This window comes from Streptomyces sp. NPDC002788, from assembly GCF_053592115.1.
On sequence record NZ_JBSFVB010000027.1, the window covers coordinates 15,071 to 34,359 of the forward strand.

Consider the following 19,289-nt stretch of genomic DNA (forward strand, 5'->3'; position numbering starts at 1 on the left):
GGTGTGTGTCGTGGGTGATGCCCCGGTGCAGGCCGGCGCCCGAATACCGGCTGCACCGGACGTGCGTGGCAGGCAGCTGTCCCCGGGTGTACGGCCCGTCAGGGTCGATGCGGACGGCGTCACGCTGTCCGGTTTGATGAGTGAGCCTGCGGATGGTTGTGCGCGTGCGGTGATCGTTGCGCTGCACGGCGGGGGGATGAATGCCGGCTATTTCGATGGCCAGGCGCACCCGGATGTGTCCTTGCTGGCGCTGGGTGCTCGCTTGGGTTATACGGTGCTGGCGCTGGACCGTCCCGGCTACGGTGCGTCAGCCATCCGTCTTCCCCGGGGGCAGAGACTGACCGCGCAGGCCGCGACCGTGCGGTCTGCGATAGCCGCTTTCACTGCCCGCTCACGGCGGACGAGGTCGTCGTGCACCGGCGGCCCGGCTTTCTTGCCCTTGCCGCGCTTCTTGCCGAACACACTCCACCAGCGGTTGTCCCGGCAGATCCGCCATGCAGTCCGGTCCGCCATCACGGCCCCGGCGCCGCGCGCTTCGTCGGCCAGGAAGCGGTAGCCGAACTCCGGGTCGTCACGGTGCGCGTCGAACAGCGCGTTCGCGCGATACGCATCCTCCAGCATGGCGTCGGTCACCGGCTGGTCCAGCCAGCGGTAGTAGGGCTGTCTGGCGAGCTTCAGCACCCGGCACGCAACCGTGACGGGCACCCCGTCCCCGGCCAGCTCCTTCACGAGCGGGTAGATCCTTTTCCCGGCAGATGGGCCTGCGACAGATAGGCCGCGGCCCGCCGCAGGACCTCGTTCTCCTGCTCCAGCAGCTTGATCCGCCGACGCGCTTGCCGAAGCTCTGCGCTCTCCTGGCTGGTCGTTCCGGGCTTGGTCCCGTCGTCGATGTCCGCGCGACGCATCCACTTCCACAACGTCATCGGATGGACTCCGAAGTCGGTGGCCACCTGCTCGACCGTCACACCCGGCCCGCGGTTCCCCGCGACCCGCACGACGTCTTGGCGGAACTCCTCCGGATAAGGCTTGGGCACAGCGACATCCTTCCCACCCGCCCCACAGGGCAAGCCAGTTCAGATGTCACCCGATCGTGCGGCAGCCCCGTTTTGTCACATCGGCAGGCTTGTTGTCACCGACGCCGATGACTTCACGCCCTACAGCCTGGAGGACTACACCCGCATCAGGCACGTCATGGCCTGCCTGGGGTTGTGAACGCACCCGCTGGCCGCTGGCGACAGCGGGCCGGGCGGGTCAGCGCAGTGCGATGAGCCCTATCGCGAGTGCCGCGCAGACGAGACCAGCAGCCTGTCGGTGGTTCAGGCGTTCCTTCAGCAGTACGAGGGCGAGGATGACGGGGATGGCGGGGTAGAGAGCGGAGAGTACGGTGGCAATGGCCATGAGCTGTTGTCTGGTGGCCTCCAGATACAGCACGATCGCAAGTGTGCCCAGGGCACCGGCCGCCACCGTTGCCCCCCATGGCCTTCCCGTCAGGCCCCAAGGGGCACCATAGGCACCCAGGACCGCGGCGATGACCACGACGGAAACCATCCGACTCAGCACTACCGGCCACAAGCCGCTGTCCGTGTCCACCTGCGCCATGGCGAGGAACTGCACGCCGAATCCCAAACTGGCGATCAAGGCACTGGGAACCCCTGCGGATATCGCCCCGCGCTGTTTATCACCGAGACCCGGCGAGTTCTGCGAGACCAGCCACAGCGCCGGCAAGACGGAGGCGATCCCCACCCACGCAGGCAGGGCTGGGTGCTCCCCGAGGAAACACACCCCGACCAGGACCGGAAGAGCCACAGCTCCGACATCGCTGACCGGGACGACCACGCTCATCGCCCCCTGGGACATCGCCCGGTACAGGAAGGCGACCCCCAGTCCTGTACCCACCCCCGACAGCGCACCCCAACCGTAGTCGGCGAGCGAGGCGGCTCCACCGTCCGGAAACAGTGCCAGGAGCAGCCCGAGCACGGTGCCGCCCAGTTGGGCGTGAAGTGCGACGGTCAGCCCGTCGTGTCTGCGCGAGACCAGGCCGTTGACGAAATGTGTGATACCGAAACACAAAGCGGACAGCAGAGCGAGCAACTCACCCATGGTCGCGCTCGTGGCTCGCCCGGTGGTCCCGGTCCGCCTGGCCCACCGGGCAGGTCGCACCGTCCCGGACACAGACACACCGGTCGCACAGCCGGCAGATGCGTTCGGCGTCACCGGGCTGCTGGTACAAACCCGTCAGTACCTTGCTCAGCAGCTGGCCGAGCTGCTCCCTCTCGCTGTCGTCGAGGCGGTTCAGCGCCTGTCGCAGTACGTCGCTGCGGCAGGCGAGGAGAGTGCGTGCTGCCTGTACGCCCAGATCGCTGAGCTGAAGGCGGACCCACGCTCCCCAGCTGGCTTCTTTGCGTACCAGTCCCTGTTTTTCCAGGCCATCGACCATGCGGGCCGCCGCAGACTGGCTCAGTCCTACCCGCCGACCCAGCTCGGTGACACTCAAGCCAGGGTCTGTGGACAACACCACCAGCGCGGCAGCTCCGCTCGAACTCGTGCTGGCCGCCCGCGTCGCCTCGGCGACCACCACGTCACTGAGGGCAAGCGCGGCGGCTCCCAAAAGATTCGCCGTACGTGATTCTCCATGCATGAGTCATGCATGCCCATAATGAAGTGCGGGAACCGTACTGTCGCGGCTGAACCGCCTCAGAACTGCCGCCAAGCTTTCGATCGTCGCTTCTGGTGCCAGAAGGCCTGCTGGATGAGCGTGTGTGACAAGTCGGATGCCTCGTCTGTGACAACCACGCTGCTTCGACCGATCCCTTTTGCCAGCTCGCCCACCTCCACTGGTGACAACCTGCGTGCTTCGGCTCATGATCCACGGGCCGTCGTACAGCGCTCTGGCGGCGGCCCGCACCTTATTCCGCACGCCGAATGCGAGGCCCTGATGAGCAGCCCCTGGCCGCCCCGGCGCACTGCCCGCCGTCCCGTTCCCCGCGCGGCCGCGCCCCGTGAGCCGGTCGACCACGCCAGTATCGGCCGGCGTGTGGTCCGCCGCCGCGCGAAGGGCATGGACGCGGCCGCCGTCGCGGCGGCCCTCGAGGACGCCCGGTTCGACGCACGCCAGGACTCCCGCCACGAGCACCTGGCCGACGACACCCGCGGCCGGGCGGAGCTCGCGGAGTGGGAGCGCATCGACCAGCTGCTCGCCGCCGCTCCCTCCGGCACCGTCTACGACCCGGACACCGACGACGTCGTCCAGGAGGAGCTCGCCGCCGAAGCCGCGGCCGCCGCCGCCCGGGAAACCGAGCTGCGCGAAGCCGCCCGGATCGCGGCCCGCGCCGATGAGCTCCAGGCGCTGCGCGAGCTGGGCACGCTGGAACAGGCTGAGCCCCGCGAAGGCGACGAAGCCGTCCGGGACGAACTCACTCGCCGGGCCGGGTCGTACGTCCAGGCCGACGTCGACGCATGGCTCGCGCACGCCCTGGCCGCGCACCTCGGGCACTACCGGGACCCGGTCGCCCGCGAGGCCGCCGCCGGCCTTCTGCCGCAGCCCGTCCTTGCCCACGCCGCGCTGCTCGCCGAACTCGCCCGCCTGGTCCCGGCCGCCTGCGTCGACCAGCTGGCGTTCGCGGCCCCGCCTCGTCGTCGCCGCCCCCGAGGCCACTGCCGACCTCGCCGCGTTCCTCACCCGCGCCACCGAGTCGGCCGGCGCTGAGGGAAGCCGGGCGTGAACGAGCGCCAGGAGCACAGGGTGGTCGTCACGTGCTCCCGGACGGCGTCACGCTAACGCAGCGTGTGCGTGACACTGCCTGTCACGCTCCCCGGAAAAGCTGTCACGCTCCCTTCAATACGTCCACGTATGTCCGATTTTTAGGCCCGCGGATCCCCTCCAGGGCAAATCTGCGGGTGGAGCGTGACACTTGTGGTCTTGCCTGGCGCGCACTCGTGCGCCTGTCCGGTGCCACTGAACCTTGACCGTTTGCCACTGAAGTTTGACCGGGTTCGAATTACTCCTCGGAGTTGTCGCTTCGCTTGGCTGTCGTGCTGAATGAGCGCTGCCGACGATATGTGGCCGCCCCGCCGGTGTCCGCCACGATGGTTGGGCAGGCCCCACAAGCGGCTGCGCCACGCTGCAAGAACCACCTGCAGTCGCGGCGGATTGCACAGGCAGGAAGTACGTCCGGATCCGTCACGCGAGGGTGCTGTGCGCACCCACTGTCGGGGGGATCATCCAGCACGTGGTCGATGACGCCGCATCCCTCGCCGGTCCACTGCGAGCAGGCACTTTCGATGCAGGGTTGGCTGAAGCGGTACCGGCGCTCCGGTTGCCCCCCATCCTGCAGGCGGGAGGCAAACGCGGTGTCCATCGCGACCGGCATCGGCAGGTAGGCTAGTCGGCCTTGCTCGGTCATCACGCCGATGATCGCACTGTCCTCGTGACAGAGGCCGCTCGGGCAGGCCCGACCCCTGCCCTGGTTTTGGACGGTTGCCATGGTTATTCCTGGAGCTCATGTTCAGCCGCCGACCTCTGAAGTTCCGCCATCAGATCTGGTCGGGGAAGGCCATGCCACCACACGTTCGACCGCACCGGTACCGTCAGGGACCCTTCCGGAAGCAGGTCGCTCACCGCCAGGGCGCCGGCCTGTGCGACCGCACGGCTGACTTTCTCCTGCTGTTCCTTGGTGAGATCGACATCGGAAAGAACGAACTTGAACTCATGCCTACCGTTCCTACCCACAATGCCTCCGTTGCCGCCGCAGGTGATCAGTACCCAGTACGGGCTGGATGGCCCCTGCTTGGCAGGCCATCTCTGCGCGACCTTATGAAGAGCAGCCCAAGTCCGCGACGTGCGTGGCCCGGGCGGGTGAGGACACGGATAGGGCCCGCAAGGCCGACCAAGATGGCCAGCGGTTCCTCTACGAGATAGTCGACGGTGGGTAGCTCTCGTGACGGCCGTTAAGCCCGATGCCCTTCATTGGCGGATACATGGCGGTGGGGTGACCCTGGTACTAGGAGCCCAGCGAATGGGACCGTACTGACCGCAGAGGAGCAACAACATGGTGTACGCAGCGGGCGGGGCACTCGCCGTCGGATTGATCGGCTACGGAGTGTACAGCGCATACAAGGCCATGGAACGCAACAAGGCCCGCCGTCAGTGAGGATCACTTCCACACTGGTGGGGTCTACTCGAAGGTCTTCCAGGGCGTGTCCAGCCTCTGGACACCTATCTCGCTGACCTGAGTTGTTCGAGCGGATCGGCCGTCAAGTTCGGTGGCAAACGGTCAAAGTTCAGTGGCAGCGGACAGCGCCGTACGGAACGTAGTCGCGCCCCATTCTCCGATATCCCCACCTGAACAGTCCGGCCGATCAGTGTCATCCACCCCCCGTTTCTCCGGGTGGACACGTTCATCTGTGTCACTGTTCAGCTGATCTGTGTCATCGCCAGCAGGCGGGACCCATCCGGATCCATCAACCACCCCCAGAACCTGGGTCCCTGGGTCCCGGGACCAGTGTTTTCCCTGATGGACACGAACCGTCCCGGCATCTGGGTCTACCTGGGTCCCTGGGTCTCGCACCCTCGAACGGCCGGGTTCGTCCGGAGTGGTCCCCAGAGCCAGGGGCGGCCGATACCGTTGGAACAGACGCCAGTTCTGCCTTCTGGAGCCCTCGATGAGCGAACAGCCGGCCTCCGCCGACCACGCCCGGCAGCAGCTGGAGCCCGCGGCCGCCGACGGGTTGCGCGCGTACGCGGCCAAGACCCGCGCCAGCGCCGACCAGTTCGCCGCCGTCCTGGAGGACATCGCGGCCAACGGGCTGCCCTCGGTGGAGGACTGCACGCCGTGGGAGGAGCTGCGCGAGACCCACCTCGCCCGGCTCGCCTCACAGCGCCCGGCCGTCGCCTGATGGCCCCGCGGCAGGGCCCGCGCCGCGCCCGCATCGCCTTCTCCGACTCCGCCGCCAAGCAGCTGGAGTCCATCACCAGCGAGGCGAAGATCCACGCCCTGGACCGCGCCCTGGTCGTCATCTCCGTCGCCCCGGACGTCGGCGAGCCGATCCCCGGCGACACCGCCGGCCCCCAGCTGCGCCAGTACACCGACGAAATCGAGTCTGTGCGCATCCTGTACTTCGTCACCGCCCTGCGCACCGTCGTAGTCGTTGCGTACATCGAGGTGTAGCCCGCGCTGCTTCATGCAACAGCTCCCGACGACACAGGCGTGTGAGCGGAGTCGCTTTCGTGTTCCGGGGCCTCGAGGGCTCTAGGTCGCATGACGGATAACAACGAGTCCGCGTGCCCGCCGAGCGGCCGCGGCAGCCAAGTGTTGCGGGTCATGACGTTGTAGACGCATCGGAGGCGGCATCTGGGCGCTTGTTACTGCGCACCGCGTCGAGGTACTCGGTGACCGAATCCCTGTTGCGCGTAAGGCACTTGATGCGCTCGGTCATGCGATCACGTTCGTTCTCCAGCGTGGCGATCATCTCCGGTGTCGCGTCGGAGAAATGGATGGCCCGGGGCTTGTCGAGGCAGGGGAGGATCTGCTTGATGATCCGGGTCGGCAGTCCGGCGTCGAGCAGCCCTCTGATCTGCATGACCCGGTCTACGAGGCGCTCGTCGTACGTGCGGTAGCCGTTCGCGCAGCGATCAGGGATGATCAATCCCTGCTCCTCGTAGTAGCGCAACAGCCGCCGGGGGGTGCCAGTACGTTCCGACAGCTCTCCGATTCGCATGTGCTCTACCTCATCGACCGGCGGTTTGACCTTCACATCAATGTGATGGTTCGAGCATACCCAGCATGCGAACCCACACCACCGAGCCCGTACGAACAGCCGGTTCTGACACCGAGGTCAAGGACCGGAAACTCCCCCTGCCAGCGCTCCTCGCCCTCGCGACGGCTGTCTTCATCACCAGCCTGACCGAGACGCTGCCTGCAGGTCTGCTGCCCGCGATGAGTGACGACCTCAGCGTCAGCGAATCCGCCACGGGCCAGACGGTGACGATCTATGCGCTCGGGACCGCACTCACGGCGATTCCCCTGACCGCGGCCACCGTAGGGTGGCGGCGCAAGCGTCTACTACTGACAGCGATGACAGGCTTCGCCGTCGCGAACACCGTCACCGCCCTCTCGGCGAGCTACCCCCTGACCATGGTGGCCCGATTCGTCGCCGGGGTGGCCGCGGGTCTGGCCTGGGCACTGCTCGCCGGATACGCCCGCCGCATGGCACCCGTTCATCTGCAGGGCAAGGCCATTGCGATCGCTATGGCTGGCATTCCGATTGCACTGTCGCTGGGCGTGCCTGCGGGGACCTTCATCGGCAAGGCGGTGAACTGGCAGGTGGCGTTCCTGCTCATGACCGGGCTCACCGTCGTTCTGCTCGTATGGATCGCTGCGGCTGTCCCGGACTACCCCGGACAGCGGGCCGAGGGCCGCACCCCGATGCTGCGCACGCTCACCATCCCCGGCGTGACGGCGGTCCTGTTCGTCACTCTGGTCTTCGTCTTGGCCCACACCATCCTCTACACCTACATCGCCACGTTCCTCGACCACCTCGGCATGGGCGGCTCCACCGACCTCGTACTGCTGGTCTTCGGCGCAGCCTCCTTGGTGAGCATCTGGATCGTGGGTGTTCACATCAACCGCCGGCTGCGCGCCCTCACCATCGCCAGCGCCTTCCTTGTCGCCGTGGCAGCCGCCACCCTGGCCGTGCTGGCCGACAGTCCCGCCCTGGTCTACGCCGCGGTCACCCTCTGGGGCCTCGGATGGGGTGGCGCCCCCACCCTCCTGCAGACTGCGGTGGGCGACGCGGGCGGCGAGGCGGCAGACGCAGCGCAGGCCATGCTCGTCACCCTGTGGAACGTGGCCATGGCCGGCGGCGGAGTCGTCGGTGGCATCCTCCTCGGCCTGCTCGGTACGACCTCCTTCCCCTGGAGCGTCCTTGCGCTTCTGGTGCCGGTGCTGGTCGTCGTGATCGCCACTCGCTCACACGGTTTCCCCGCCAAGCGCGTGAGCACGACCTCATGAATGCCTACGCCGAACACCCCAGCCCTGGTGCGGTCCGCACCAGTTCCCGCAGGGCAGCCCCAGTCCACCGCAACGCCCCCCTGTCCGCGGAGGGGCGCCGCCGACTCATAGAACGGTGCCGGACACGCCCCATAGCGCACGTAGCTGCTGAGATGGGTATCTCCCGCACCTGCGCCAGCAAATGGGTGAATCGGTACCGCCGCTACGGCGACCTTGGCCTGCTCGACCGGCCCTCGACACCGCACCACCAGCCGCCCTCCACACCGGCCAATGTGGTGGCCCAGATCGAGCGACTGCGCCGCGATCGCAAATGGTCGGCACGCCGTATCGCACACGAACTCACCACCAGCGGGACCAAGATCTCGACACGAACAGTGAGCCGACACCTGAACCACCTCGGCTTGAACCGGCGCAGGTTCCTGGACCCCAGTGGTGAGCCCAACCGGACACCAGGACGGATTGAGGCCCGCTGGCCCGGCCACATGGTGCACATCTATATCAAGAAGGTCGGCCGGATACCCGACGGTGGCGGGTGGCGAGTCCACGGTCGCGGCAGCAACCGTGCCAAGGCAGTCGACCGGGCGAAAGCGGCAGGAGCCCCCAGCGGGTATGTGTATCTGCACTCTGCCGTCGACGGGTTCTCCCGCCTGGCCTACACCGAAGCGTTGCAGGATGAGAAGGCGGTCACCGCTGTCGGATTCGTACACCGGGCGCGGGCGTTCTTCGCCGCACATGGCATCAACCGAATTGGACGGATCGTCACTGATAACGGATCGTGCTACCGCGCCAAAGACTTCGCTCGCGTCCTCCACCAAGCCCGGCATCAGCGCATCACCCCGTACACCCCACGCCACAACGGCAAGGTAGAACGCTACAACCGCATTTTGGCTGAGGAGTTCCTCTACGCCCGCACCTGATCTCGGAGCAGCATCGGTCAGACGCTCTCACCACGTGGAACGTGCACTACAACTACCACCGGCCCCACACGGCCGCGGGGAACCGACCACCAGCATCGTTACTCCGAGCAGGTGTAACCAACGTCATAACCTCATACAACTAAGGATCGTCCAGAGTCGACGTACATGTTGGTCCTCCTGGTCGGAGCGCAGCATTCGCACGACCCAGGCGGTACACGGGTGAGGCGCTTATTCATACTCGGACTGCAAGTCAGCGCGTACGCCGTAGCCCTCGGACACGGCAGCTGTGAGCCGTCGGGGGCAGCGCCATGTTGCCCAGTTAGGCAGGTGCCCGGTCAGCCGACGGCGTGCAGCAGGCCGCGCCTCTTGGCTGCGGCAGCGGCCGCCGCTCGTTTCTTGCGCTGGTCGGCAAGTGGTTGTGTGTGGGAGCCGAAGGAGCGCAGGCATACTGGTGATGCGCGTTCATCGCGTACAGGTGTGGCGAGGCCCCGGCGATTCCGCCGGGGCCTCGCTGTGTGCATTCACGCCACTGCGAGCAGTCCGCCTTTGCCGGGCTTGGGAGGGCGCTTGGCGTAGCCAGGGACCTTGATCGGGGGAGGGCCGCCCACGGCGAGCTGCTCGGTCATCGCCTTCTCGAGTTCGGTCTGCGACTCGTAGCCGGCGACCGCGGGATTGAGGGCATACCGATGCCCGCAGCCGCCTCCGGAACGCAAGACGATGCCGCGTTCGACCAGCAGGGCCATGGCGCGGCTCATCGAGGCCTGGCCGACGCCGAGGATCTCATCGATCTCCGACTGCTTCATGCCGACGGAGCCTCCCGGGGCCTGGTGCTTGACCATCACCGAGAGGTGGTGGACGTCGGCAGCCATGGGCTCGCCCCGGCCGGGAAGAAGGTCTTCGACAAGACCGCGCCGGTCTGTCAGCCGGTTGTCGGCCCGGTCGGCGGCCGAGCTCGAATCGCGCGGCATCCACGCCATCGGACTGGTCAACAACGCGGGCTTCGGCACCCACGACGCCTTCCGGGACGAGGATCCCGAGCGCCTGCAAAGCAGGCCGCCGCAAGTCCATCCAGGCCATGGCCTCGCGATTACCGGACGGCAACGAACAGAACCTCCAGCAGTTCGTAAACCAGTCCACCTGGGATCCGGTGCCGGTGCAGCGGCGGCTCTGTGAGCGGATGCTGCCGCTGATCGATCCGGCGGCCTGGGTGATCGACGACGTGTCGGTGCCCAAGGACGGCCGGCTGTCGGCCGGCGTGGCTCCGCAGTACTGCGGAGCCTTGGGAAAGAGGGCGAATTGCCAGGTCGCGGTCAGCGTTCATGCCGCGACCGATACCGCGTCCTGCCCGCTGCAATGGCGCCTGTTCCTGCCCAAGGACTGGGCGTCGGACACCGCTCGCCGGGCCCTCGCCCGCATCCCGGCGGAGGTCACGCACCGCGAGAAGTGGCGCCTCGCCCTGGACATGCTCGACACGCTCGCAGCCTGGGGCATGAAGCCTCCGGTCGTGGTGGCCGACGCCGCCTACGGCACCAACGCTCACCTGCGGACCGCACTGTCAGAGCGCGGGCTTGCCTACGTCCTGGCCGTCCGGTCGGACGTGAGCGCCCACCCCTTCGAGACGAAGCCCGTCACTCCGGTCCGCAAAGGGGCCATCGGCTGCTGGCCCCAGCCCCGCTACCGGCAGACCGCACCGTCGGTGTCAGCCCTGGCCGCCGGCCTCAAGCCGGAGGCATTCACCCCGCTCACCTGGCGGCACGGCTCGAGAGGCGAGTTACGCTCCCGTTTCGCCGCCGTGCGCGTGCGCCCGGCCGGCAAAGCAGTCGAGCGTCCCATCAAAGCCGCGGCCTCGGCCGAACAAGGCTGGTGGGACGGCATCCTGCCCGACTGCTGGCTGCTGATCGAGTGGCCCGCCGATGCCGCACCGACCGATTACTGGCTGTCCAACCTGCCGGCCGACACCCCGATCACCGACCTGGTCCATCTGGCCAAGGTCCGCTGGCGCATCGAGCACGACTACCGCGAACTCAAGCACGGCCTGGGCCTGGACCACTTCGAAGGCCGTTCCTGGCCCGGCTGGCACCACCACGTCACCCTCGTGACCGCCGCCCACGCCTTCCTCACCGAACAGCGCCTGGCCCCAAAAGCACCCACACGGGCTCACTCTCTACCAGACCCTCGACGCCCTCCAGGACATCCTGAGGTGCTGGACCGGCATCTGCACCACCTGCCACCAACCCCTGCCCACCAGGCCACGCAAGACATCAAGATGGAGACAGACCTAACGGAGGCCTATTAAGGGGTACGAGGTGGCGGGGCCGTCGGACGGCCCCGCGCAGGGACCGGCGTGGATGAAGACGGGGCCCCGCGCGTCGTACGCGCCGGGTTCGGCGCCCGTCGCGGCGGCCCAGCGGCGCAGCGGCGCGTACGAGACGAGCGCGATGCGCTCCCTCGCCCCACCGCCCCGGCCTGCCGCCCTCGCGCCCGCCGCCGCCCGCCGTTCCGCACCCGACGTGGATCGCCCCGCCCCCGGGCGCGCCCCGGGAAGCGCTCGACGTCACTTCATCGGCCAGGTGATCGGGGTGAGGTCGGCGGACGGGGCGGCGATACGGACATCCTCGTTCCGACCGGCAGACCTGGGGGAAACCTGGACCGTCCCGGCCGCCCCTCGGGTGCGTCAGTAGGTCAGCAGCTCGGCGAGGGACCGGTACGTGTGGAGTTCCTCCGGCGTGAACCACAGCTGTACTTCGTACTCGGCCTCTTGCCGGTTTGCCGAGGCGTGGACGATGTTGGCCATGCCCTTGCCAGTGGCGTTGCTTGCTTCGCTGCTGAAGTGGGAGAGGTCGCCACGTATGGTGCCCGGCGCTGCTTCGTCGGGGCAGGAGGAGCCGATCAGTTTTCGGACAGTGCCCACAGCGCCGTAGCCTTCCAGCACGAAGGCGATTATCGGACTTTGCTTCATGAATGCGGCGGAGCGAGCGTAGACGACCGAACCGCGCCTTTCCTCCAGGTCGAAGTAGTGCTCCCGGATGAACGCGTCGTCCATGGTCCGCATCTTCACTCCCACGATCTTGAGGGCGACCTCCTCGAAACGTGTCAATACGCGGCCGACCAGGCCACGCAGGAGTGCGTCCGGCTTGATGAGCACGAGGGTTCGCTCTACCGGGGCAGTGGTTTCCTCGGCCGGTGTGGGGATCACGTGGGGCTCCTGGTTCAGATGGGATCTTGGCTTGAACGGTCGGGCAGCCTCCCCTTTACGGGCCGTACGCTAATTCGACCGGTGACAATTGCCCGTACGCCAACGGGGCGATCTAACAGGGGGGACTGTGAGCGCCTACAAGGCGGCAGCCGTTCTTGAGTCCGATGGCTCGTTAGCGAGGACGGGGAGGACGGGGGACGGGGCGGACGAGGGACGCGGGGGAGAGAGCGTCCTGTGGCTCGCGCACGACGAGGTGTCCTTCTATGGGCTTCCCGTCCTCCTGGATGGTCTCTCTCTCGTGCGCCGCTACCGGCTGTGCCGGACCGTGGAGATGTTCCACAGACTTCTCCAGGAGGAGCGGTTCGGCATATGTGTGGTGCCGTCGCAGTCGTACACGGCTTCGGTGGCTTCGTCCGTGGGGGAGGCCGGCGCGCAGTTGGTCATTACCAGCCCGCATGCCCGACGGCCGTCGTTTGGGCAGCCCGCTGACGGGACGAGGGGGCCGGATGCCTGGCTTCAGGAACAGCGCATCGACTCCCAAGTGCTTCAGCGAGTCTTCGAGCAGCTGACCGCGGTGAGCCTGTATCCGGTCGTCGGTGAGCCGCCGCCGCACTCCTCGAGGACGGTGGCGGAGCGAGGCCTGGACAGGGTGACCCAGCGTGAGCGCGCGGTGCTGTCGCTGCTGGCGCAGGGGCAGAGCAATCAGCAGATTGCGCGGGCGCTCGGTATCTCCATTCACGGAGTCAAGCGGCACGTCTCGAACTTATTGATCAAGCTCGACAGCACGAACCGTACCGAGGCCGCTTTGAAGGTCACCCAGCTTGGCCTGCTCCCCGTCTATCGGCCCTGACTTGACGTCAGAAGTACTGCGGGGGGCGTTCCTTCGCGGTCGCCGCGCGCAGGATGACCGTGTAGTCCTCCTCCGAGTGGCCCGCGGCCCGGGCTTCGGTGATCCACGAACGTGTGGCGGCGCCCAGGCGCAGTTCGACATCGTGGTCCGCAGCCGCCTCGTGGATGAGTCCGGCGTCCTTGGCGGCAAGCCTCAGCGAGAATCGGGTGGGGAACGTGTCCGTCTCCAGTGAAGCGCGCCGGCGCTCGGCCTGGGCGGCGAGTGGTGTGGATGCGAGCACGTCGAACGCCGTACGCCGGTCCAGGCCGAGGCCTTCGGCGAGAGCGATGGATTCCCCGAGGAGAGCCACGATGCCGAAGAGTGCGGAGTTGGCGACGAGCTTCGCCGCGGAGGCCGACCCCAGCTCTCCGACGTGTGAGATGTTGCCGATGTCCTGCAGGAGGGGGGTCCACTGCCGGACCAGCTCGTCGGATCCGCCGACGTACACCGTTCCCTTGCCGGCGGCGAGCTTTCCGGGGCCTGCCATGACGGGGGCGTCCAGCACGGCGGATCCGTCCGGCAGGGCATCGGCGACCCAGTTAAGGGTGTGGGGTGCCACCGTGGACATCTGGATCAGTACCACGGGTGAGGACTTGGCGCCGGCCGCGATACCGTCCGGGCCGGAGACGACCTCTTTTACGGCGGCCTCGTCGGTGACCACCAGAATCGCAGCCTCGGCTCGGCGAGCTGCCTCGGCCGGGGTCTGGACCGCGATGGCCTTGTCGTCCGGCAGACGCTCACAGGCCGAGGCGTCGCGGTTCCACACCAGCACCTCGTGCCCGGCGAGCAGCAGCCGCGCGACGACGGCCCGGCCTATGTTGCCGAGGCCCAGTACTGCGACGCAGGTCATTCCGGCTTCCCTTCCGAGCTGAGCACCTTGTTGGAGTACCGCTTGTCCTCGGTGACCTCGTGCCCGAACCAGTTCGGTGGCACGAAGGCCAGGGCGGTGCTGGTTTCGTCGAACTCCACCTCCACGGTGGTGAGTCCTTCGAGGTGTTCTTCGAAGACGTCGACGTAGGCGATCCGGCCTTCCGGAAGCTTCACCTCGCGGCGGGTCTTGGTGATGCGACTGCCTTCGGTTGCGGGCCAGAGCGCATCGAACTGCGCGGCGCTGATCGGGGTCTCGAACTCAGCTCTCTGAAGCCCTGAGCCTTTCTTCGTCGTGAGGGTGTACTCGTCGCCCATCCGGCGGATCCGTACCTCCTCGTGGGAGTTGCGTGCCAGGTATCCCTGGCGTACTTGCATGGCCGGAATCCGTAGAACTTCACCGAGGTTCTGCACGACGAATTTTCGCTCGATCTCGGTACCCACGATGCGCGCCCCCTGTGTCGTCAGTCCGTTCGAACCACTGCCGGCTTGCTTGCTCCGCGTTCACATGCAGGACACATTGCGGCGCTGCGAACGGGTGGTCATCGGCGGTTCTTGCCTGGTCAACCCTCCCTTGGAGCAACGCGCCAAGAAAGGTGAACATCGGTACGCCTCGATGGAGGTGCTCGATCGGCTACCTCCGATCGGGCGCACTTTCGCGTACTTGATCTGTTCGAGCGGGCTCGATTAGACAGGTAAGGCGGCAGCGTCTGGCTATGGGCGAGGCTCCCCGCAGGGATGCTGAAAGAGCCGAAGAAGCTAGAAATTTTGGGGGATTTCATGACTGCTCCTGCAACGACGAGCGACAGCCTGACGGGCATTGGACCCAAGGACCTGTTAACCCTGATCAACGGTCTTCCGCACGACGTGAGTGAACGCCAGAGTGACTACAACCTGAACCTGGTGAGGCGTCTGGGAGAAGCTCCTTGTATTTCCGGGCTTCTCGGTCGTTTCCTCGAGGACGAAACCCTCCTGGACGAAATCGCCGGCCGTTCGTACCGTCACGTCAACCACTTCGACAAGATCGTCCTGGTCGACACGGGGGCCCAGCTCGGCTACCGGCTGACACTGCACGCGTGGTGCCCGCCCTACACCGAGAAGGAGATCAACGACGAGCTGATTCACGACCACCGGTTCAGCTTTTGGTCCACCATCCTCACCGGACGCCTGGTGTCGCAGAACTTCTCCCGGCCCGAGGACACCGACGCACCCTCCGCCTATCCGCGCGTCGGCTTTCAGCAGTACCGGTACAGCCCGGAGAAGCAAGGCGTCTCCACCACCTCGAACTTCTACGAGTTCATCGGCGAGACCGAGCTGGAGGTGACGGAGGACAGCATCGAGGAGCAGGGCAACGCCTACCACCTCAAGTACCACCGCATCCACCGCGTCGTACTCCCGCTGGAGTCGATGACCTGCACCCTTGTGCTGCGCGGCCCTCGGGAGCGCAACTTCTCCAACGTCTACAACACCGCCTACCCCAGCACCGACACCACGACCGGCAACGTGATGTTCACCCGAGAAGAACTCACCGGGAAGCTCAACAGCATCCGGGCGAACATCAACGGTGCCTGAGAACGGATCGACCCGCCGGCCGTCGGCCCGGCTGCACGCCTCCGAAACATTGAGCGAAGACTGGTACACGCTGCGCCGGTACAGCCTCGACGTCACCCGGACCGACGGCGTGACGCAGCGGCTGTCCCGGGTCGACCTTCGCCGCGGCGACCGGGCGGCGGTTCTCCTGTACTCACCGGGCGCCGGCACCGTGGTCCTCACCCGTCAGTTCCGCCTTCCGGTCTTCCTTCACGGAGATCCGCACGGCCAGCTGATCGAAGCACCAGGAGGACTGCTCGACGAGGCCGGGGCAGAGGAAGCGGTTCGGCGTGAGGCCGAGGAGGAGACCGGATTCCAGGTCACCGAACTACGCAAGGCGTTCACGACCTACCTGTCCCCGCAGCTGAGCACCGAGCGGACCCACCTCTTCACCGGCGTGTACACCCCCGGGGTCCGCTCGGGCCCGGGGGGTGGCGTACCCGACGAAGGAGAGGACATCCAGGTCCTCGAACTTCCCCTGCACGAGGCACTGAGACAGGTCTTGCGTGAGCAGGCATCCGATGCCAAGACCCTGCTCCTCCTCCTGCACGCCCAGAACCTAGGGCTCTGCACCCCATGACTCCCCGGGCAAGGGGCGGCCGGACAAGTCCCAGGTCGCCCCTCCCGGAACCCCTCATCACGAAAGGCGTTGTCAGTGGAAGACTCATCGTCGGCGGACCGTGCTGCGACTCTTGCCCTGAGCGACGAGGAGCTGCTCGCAGTCCGCGACGCGGGCACCCCGGACATCGAAGGGCGCAGCAAGCGCATCTGGATGCTCCCCGGCGGTCTGTGCGTGGTGGAGATGATCCCCAGCCTCCGCAGCTACACCTACAGCCGTGACGAACTCATCGACGACACCGGTCCGCTGCGTCTGGACTTCTACGAGCGTGCCGCAGCGCGACTGGCCAAGGACGGGATCCGGACCGGCTTCGTCCGCAGGCTGGCCCCGACGGTTTACCTGTCCGAGTTCCACGAGGCCCCGCCCTTCGAGGTGATCGTGAAGAACCGGGCGATCGGGTCCACTCTGATCAAATACCCTGGGCTCTTCACGGCGAACTCCGAGCTCCCCAAGCCGGTGGTGAAGTTCGACTACCGGATCGACCCCGAGGACCAGCCGATAGGCGAGGACTACCTGCGCGCCCTGGACCTTCCCGTCGACGAGTTCCGACGGATTGCCCTCGCCGTCAACGACACCCTGGTCACCTGGCTCGCCCCCCTCGAGGTCTGGGACTTCTGCCTCATCCTCGGGCTCGACCCGCAGGGCGAGCCGGTAGTGGTCTCCGAGGTGTCGCCCGACTGCATGCGGCTGCGTCACCCCGACGGGTCCTCCCTGGACAAGGACCTCTTCCGCCACGGTGCCTCTCCGAAGGAACTGGTCACCGCGTGGCAGAGGTTGCTTCATGAGGTCGGCTGACCCCACCGGCGCCCCGGTCGCCCTGATCAGCGGGACGAACCGGGGTACCGGGCTGGCCATCGCCCAAGAACTGCACCGTCGCGGCTACCGGGTGGCCGGCCTCAACCGCACCCTCCTCGGCGAGGACTGGATGTACGAGGTCGCGTGTGACCTTGGCGAAGCGGCCACCGTGGACACGGCGGTCAACCAGGTGCTCGCACACTTCGGACGGCTCGACGTCTGCGTCACCAACGCGGTGGACCGCACGTTCGCTTCCATCGCCGAAATGGATCCGGTCGATTGGGACCGGGCCGTGGCGGTGAACCTCACCTCGGTCTTCCGGATCGTACGGGCCTCGCTCCCGGCGGTTCGTGCCGCACGGGGAAGCTACGTGATCATCGGGAGCCACGCCGGAACCCGCTTCTTCGAGGGCGGGGCCTCTTACAGCGCCACCAAAGGGGCCCTCAAGGCCCTGGTGGAGACGCTGCTGCTGGAGGAACGGGCCCACGAGGTGCGGGCCACACTGGTCAGCCCCGGTGCCATCGCCAACGAGTACGGCGACGAATCGCCCTACAAGATGGCCACCGAGTCAGTCGCCCGCTGTGTCGGCGCCCTCGTGCAGGACCAGCCTTCCGACCTGGTCATCGGCGACATCGAGATCCGCCCGGCACTACTGCAGGATCCCGGTATCTCCGGAATAGACCGCCTCCAGCACGTGTGAGCTCCGCGACGGTGAACCACGCGCCGGGAAACCGGGCGCAGGACGAAGGACACCACAGTGATTCAAAGTCCGGCCTCTCATACAGCCCTCTACTTAGGACGACCCGCTACATCCGGGGAGCCTTCGCAGATGGCCCGGGCCAACCCGGCCAGTACCCGTTCCGCCGCGAATTCCGGTGCAGCCACGCGCGAGCCGCGACTCCCCGCCCTGCGCAAGGTCGTCGAGGCGTTCCCGGCCGACGGGGCGTGCCTGGTCGTCACGGGTGAAGTGGGCCCCGGCACAGTGGCCTACCTCCGGGTGCTCGCCGATGTCCTCGACGTCAGCGCCGTGATCACCACCCCCGGTCACGACCAGCCGGCGGTCTCCACTGCACACCTGGGGGATGTCCTGATGCTCACGCCCGACCACCCGCGGGACATCGTGCGCACCGCCGCCGAATACACGGGCAGGCTCACGCGCCGGTCCGCGGCTCCCGTCGTGATCCAGGGACCAGGTCACCTCCTCTCCGAGGAGGGCTCCGGACTGCTCGCCGAGCAGGGGGCACGCGGCGCGGTGTGGAGCGCGCAGTGCGGCGTCGGCCGACAGGCCGTGGAGCCGGTCCAGCCGCGCCTGCCGGTCTTCACCACCAGCGGCAGCGCATTGGACTCCCTGGCCCACACTCCCGCGGGATACGCCATCGCACAAACCCTGGAGGTGCGGCTGCGCCGGGATTTGGCCCGCTCGCTGTCCGACTGCGCGGTGGCGGTCCTGGGCTTCGGGGAGCGGCACACGGCCGTGGCAGCCGCCCTGCGTGCGCTCGGCGCCGACGTGGGTGTGTGCGATCCGGACCCCATATCCACGTGTGCTGCCGTCCTGTCCGGCTACCGGGTCGCGGATCGCGCCACTCTGCTCGGTGGGGCGGACGTGGTGATCGACCTGTCCGGGGACCTGCCGGCGGACACGGCGGCCCTGAGCCTGCTCAAGCCCGAGACAGTGGTGCTCACCGAGGGCTTCCATCCATCGGACCAGGACCCGGACAGCGGCTTTGGAATGCTCACCCGCGTGGAGCAGTACGAAGGCACGACCGTCTGCCGGTTCGAGGACCGACTGCTGTACCTGATGACCGGGCTCGCGCCGAGCCACGTCGACGAGCGGATCGTGGGCCGGCTGCACGACCTGCTCTGCTGCGAGCTGTACCTGTGCATCCGGGAACTGGCACATCGTCCGTACCCGTCGGGCGTCCATCAACTCTCCCCCGAACAGTGCGAGGAGATCGCCTGGATCTGGTGCGACAGGTACGGGCGGCCGGCATGACCGACTCAGTCCATACCACCGAGCCCAAAACCGACTGGGACGCGGCACGACGCCACCTGCTGGTCGGCTACGGACCCAGCGCTCACCTTCCGTACCAGGAAGAGGTCGTCGCGGCTGCCACCGTAGTGCTGGACGTACACGGCAGAGTCATCGACGTGGACATCATGACGCTGCCGGACCGGGTGGCCGACGCCCTGTCCTCGTACGCCGTCTCGGTCAGGAAACCGCCGAAGAATTGCATCGCCTTCGATGTCGACGCCGCATGGCTATGGCTCCATCTGGCAGACGGCGTCCCCGCGCAGCGATTCAGCGGGGCGGCACACGTCCGCATCGCCTTCGACGGCCCCGACATCGTCGAGGTCGACCTCACCTTGCATCCCCAGATCGAACCTACGCCCGGAGATCGTCGTTGAT

The 19,289-nt window shown here is 67.1% G+C and carries 20 protein-coding genes and 4 pseudogenes; 14 read left to right on the plus strand and 10 right to left on the minus strand.

The annotated features are described in order from the left end of the window. Nucleotides 1-136: 136 nt before the first annotated feature. A pseudogene (locus tag ACWD1U_RS34435) lies at nt 137-388 on the plus strand (alpha/beta fold hydrolase); the annotation flags it as partial. Here ACWD1U_RS34435 and ACWD1U_RS34440 read toward each other — a convergent pair. The 4 genes from ACWD1U_RS34440 to ACWD1U_RS34455 form a co-directional block, all read right to left on the minus strand. Next, a complete protein-coding gene (locus ACWD1U_RS34440) occupies nt 298-729 on the minus strand; it encodes a hypothetical protein (RefSeq protein WP_451113367.1) in 432 nt (143 codons plus the stop codon). The pseudogene ACWD1U_RS34435 and the gene ACWD1U_RS34440 overlap by 91 nt on opposite strands. Continuing rightward, nucleotides 726-1,034, minus strand: a complete 309-nt coding sequence (locus tag ACWD1U_RS34445; RefSeq protein ID WP_451113295.1) for a transposase — start codon at nt 1,032-1,034, stop codon at nt 726-728. The genes ACWD1U_RS34440 and ACWD1U_RS34445 overlap by 4 nt, the downstream gene beginning before the upstream one ends. A gap of 217 nt (nt 1,035-1,251) precedes the next feature. Next, nucleotides 1,252-2,100, minus strand: coding sequence for an EamA family transporter (locus tag ACWD1U_RS34450; protein WP_451113296.1), 849 nt, complete (start codon nt 2,098-2,100; stop codon nt 1,252-1,254). Next, complete coding sequence (locus ACWD1U_RS34455; protein WP_451113297.1) at nt 2,093-2,578, minus strand: MarR family winged helix-turn-helix transcriptional regulator; 486 nt, start codon at nt 2,576-2,578, stop codon at nt 2,093-2,095. Before ACWD1U_RS34455 ends, ACWD1U_RS34450 begins: the two co-directional genes overlap by 8 nt. A 357-nt stretch (nt 2,579-2,935) precedes the next feature. Here ACWD1U_RS34455 and ACWD1U_RS34460 point away from each other — a divergent pair, with 357 nt between their 5' ends. The 3 genes from ACWD1U_RS34460 to ACWD1U_RS34470 all read left to right on the plus strand — a co-directional run bounded on the left by ACWD1U_RS34460 (nt 2,936) and on the right by ACWD1U_RS34470 (nt 6,167). Beyond that, nucleotides 2,936-3,706 (plus strand): hypothetical protein, encoded by a 771-nt coding sequence (locus tag ACWD1U_RS34460; RefSeq protein WP_451113298.1) that lies wholly within the window; start codon nt 2,936-2,938, stop codon nt 3,704-3,706. 1,955 nt (nt 3,707-5,661) lie between these two features. After that, nucleotides 5,662-5,895, plus strand: a complete 234-nt coding sequence (locus ACWD1U_RS34465) for a hypothetical protein (RefSeq protein WP_451113299.1) — start codon at nt 5,662-5,664, stop codon at nt 5,893-5,895. Continuing rightward, on the plus strand, nt 5,895-6,167 hold the full coding sequence (locus ACWD1U_RS34470) for a hypothetical protein (RefSeq protein ID WP_451113300.1): 273 nt from the start codon (nt 5,895-5,897) through the stop codon (nt 6,165-6,167). Before ACWD1U_RS34465 ends, ACWD1U_RS34470 begins: the two co-directional genes overlap by 1 nt. A 151-nt stretch (nt 6,168-6,318) precedes the next feature. Here the strand turns inward: ACWD1U_RS34470 and ACWD1U_RS34475 are convergent, their stop codons facing one another. Further along, complete coding sequence (locus ACWD1U_RS34475; protein ID WP_451113362.1) at nt 6,319-6,717, minus strand: MerR family transcriptional regulator; 399 nt, start codon at nt 6,715-6,717, stop codon at nt 6,319-6,321. A 65-nt stretch (nt 6,718-6,782) separates the two neighbouring features. Here ACWD1U_RS34475 and ACWD1U_RS34480 point away from each other — a divergent pair, with 65 nt between their 5' ends. Then, nucleotides 6,783-8,009: an MFS transporter gene (locus tag ACWD1U_RS34480; protein WP_451113301.1), complete on the plus strand. Its 1,227-nt coding sequence runs from the start codon at nt 6,783-6,785 to the stop codon at nt 8,007-8,009. Nucleotides 8,010-8,089: 80 nt separating this feature from the next. Then, nucleotides 8,090-9,069 (plus strand): annotated as a pseudogene (locus tag ACWD1U_RS34485) (IS481 family transposase). 378 nt (nt 9,070-9,447) lie between these two features. On the opposite strand, the gene ACWD1U_RS34490 reads toward ACWD1U_RS34485, so the two are convergent. After that, on the minus strand, nt 9,448-9,933 hold the full coding sequence (locus ACWD1U_RS34490; RefSeq protein ID WP_451113302.1) for a hypothetical protein: 486 nt from the start codon (nt 9,931-9,933) through the stop codon (nt 9,448-9,450). Between the two features lie 44 nt (nt 9,934-9,977). Here ACWD1U_RS34490 and ACWD1U_RS34495 point away from each other — a divergent pair. Then, a pseudogene (locus ACWD1U_RS34495) lies at nt 9,978-11,125 on the plus strand (IS701 family transposase); the annotation flags it as partial. Nucleotides 11,126-11,222: 97 nt separating this feature from the next. Here ACWD1U_RS34495 and ACWD1U_RS34500 read toward each other — a convergent pair. Further along, nucleotides 11,223-11,402 (minus strand): annotated as a pseudogene (locus tag ACWD1U_RS34500) (DUF1203 domain-containing protein); the annotation flags it as partial. A gap of 198 nt (nt 11,403-11,600) precedes the next feature. Further along, a complete protein-coding gene (locus ACWD1U_RS34505) occupies nt 11,601-12,122 on the minus strand; it encodes a nucleoside-diphosphate kinase (protein WP_451113303.1) in 522 nt (173 codons plus the stop codon). A 127-nt stretch (nt 12,123-12,249) separates the two neighbouring features. On the opposite strand from ACWD1U_RS34505, the gene ACWD1U_RS34510 reads away from it, so the two are divergent. Then, nucleotides 12,250-12,972: a response regulator transcription factor gene (locus ACWD1U_RS34510; RefSeq protein WP_451113304.1), complete on the plus strand. Its 723-nt coding sequence runs from the start codon at nt 12,250-12,252 to the stop codon at nt 12,970-12,972. A 7-nt stretch (nt 12,973-12,979) separates the two neighbouring features. Here the strand turns inward: ACWD1U_RS34510 and ACWD1U_RS34515 are convergent, their stop codons facing one another. Further along, a complete protein-coding gene (locus tag ACWD1U_RS34515; protein WP_451113305.1) occupies nt 12,980-13,861 on the minus strand; it encodes an NAD(P)-dependent oxidoreductase in 882 nt (293 codons plus the stop codon). Next, a complete protein-coding gene (locus ACWD1U_RS34520; protein ID WP_451113306.1) occupies nt 13,858-14,322 on the minus strand; it encodes a CYTH domain-containing protein in 465 nt (154 codons plus the stop codon). The genes ACWD1U_RS34515 and ACWD1U_RS34520 overlap by 4 nt, the downstream gene beginning before the upstream one ends. A 423-nt stretch (nt 14,323-14,745) precedes the next feature. On the opposite strand from ACWD1U_RS34520, the gene ACWD1U_RS34525 reads away from it, so the two are divergent. From ACWD1U_RS34525 to ACWD1U_RS34550, 6 genes are all read left to right on the plus strand, one after another. Next, a complete protein-coding gene (locus ACWD1U_RS34525) occupies nt 14,746-15,450 on the plus strand; it encodes a hypothetical protein (RefSeq protein WP_451113307.1) in 705 nt (234 codons plus the stop codon). Further along, nucleotides 15,443-16,048 carry an NUDIX domain-containing protein gene (locus tag ACWD1U_RS34530; protein ID WP_451113308.1) on the plus strand — a complete coding sequence of 202 codons (606 nt, stop codon included), beginning with the start codon at nt 15,443-15,445 and terminating at the stop codon, nt 16,046-16,048. Before ACWD1U_RS34525 ends, ACWD1U_RS34530 begins: the two co-directional genes overlap by 8 nt. A 75-nt stretch (nt 16,049-16,123) precedes the next feature. Continuing rightward, complete coding sequence (locus ACWD1U_RS34535) at nt 16,124-16,882, plus strand: phosphoribosylaminoimidazolesuccinocarboxamide synthase (RefSeq protein ID WP_451113309.1); 759 nt, start codon at nt 16,124-16,126, stop codon at nt 16,880-16,882. Then, nucleotides 16,869-17,582: an SDR family NAD(P)-dependent oxidoreductase gene (locus tag ACWD1U_RS34540; RefSeq protein WP_451113310.1), complete on the plus strand. Its 714-nt coding sequence runs from the start codon at nt 16,869-16,871 to the stop codon at nt 17,580-17,582. Before ACWD1U_RS34535 ends, ACWD1U_RS34540 begins: the two co-directional genes overlap by 14 nt. A 129-nt stretch (nt 17,583-17,711) precedes the next feature. Continuing rightward, nucleotides 17,712-18,875 carry a hypothetical protein gene (locus ACWD1U_RS34545; RefSeq protein ID WP_451113311.1) on the plus strand — a complete coding sequence of 388 codons (1,164 nt, stop codon included), beginning with the start codon at nt 17,712-17,714 and terminating at the stop codon, nt 18,873-18,875. Then, complete coding sequence (locus ACWD1U_RS34550; RefSeq protein WP_451113312.1) at nt 18,872-19,288, plus strand: hypothetical protein; 417 nt, start codon at nt 18,872-18,874, stop codon at nt 19,286-19,288. Before ACWD1U_RS34545 ends, ACWD1U_RS34550 begins: the two co-directional genes overlap by 4 nt. Nucleotide 19,289: the final 1 nt, after the last annotated feature.

Bases quoted from the DNA above. Each gene is read 5' to 3' on its own strand.
- ACWD1U_RS34450 (WP_451113296.1), bottom strand. From the start codon at position 2,100: ATGGGTGAGTTGCTCGCTCTGCTGTCCGCTTTGTGTTTCGGTATCACA.
- ACWD1U_RS34460 (WP_451113298.1), top strand. From the start codon at position 2,936: ATGAGCAGCCCCTGGCCGCCCCGGCGCACTGCCCGCCGTCCCGTTCCC.
- ACWD1U_RS34480 (WP_451113301.1), top strand. From the start codon at position 6,783: ATGCGAACCCACACCACCGAGCCCGTACGAACAGCCGGTTCTGACACC.
- ACWD1U_RS34465 (WP_451113299.1), top strand. From the start codon at position 5,662: ATGAGCGAACAGCCGGCCTCCGCCGACCACGCCCGGCAGCAGCTGGAG.
- ACWD1U_RS34475 (WP_451113362.1), bottom strand. From the start codon at position 6,717: ATGCGAATCGGAGAGCTGTCGGAACGTACTGGCACCCCCCGGCGGCTG.
- ACWD1U_RS34545 (WP_451113311.1), top strand. From the start codon at position 17,712: ATGGCCCGGGCCAACCCGGCCAGTACCCGTTCCGCCGCGAATTCCGGT.
- ACWD1U_RS34515 (WP_451113305.1), bottom strand. From the start codon at position 13,861: ATGACCTGCGTCGCAGTACTGGGCCTCGGCAACATAGGCCGGGCCGTC.
- ACWD1U_RS34470 (WP_451113300.1), top strand. From the start codon at position 5,895: ATGGCCCCGCGGCAGGGCCCGCGCCGCGCCCGCATCGCCTTCTCCGAC.
- ACWD1U_RS34540 (WP_451113310.1), top strand. From the start codon at position 16,869: ATGAGGTCGGCTGACCCCACCGGCGCCCCGGTCGCCCTGATCAGCGGG.
- ACWD1U_RS34550 (WP_451113312.1), top strand. From the start codon at position 18,872: ATGACCGACTCAGTCCATACCACCGAGCCCAAAACCGACTGGGACGCG.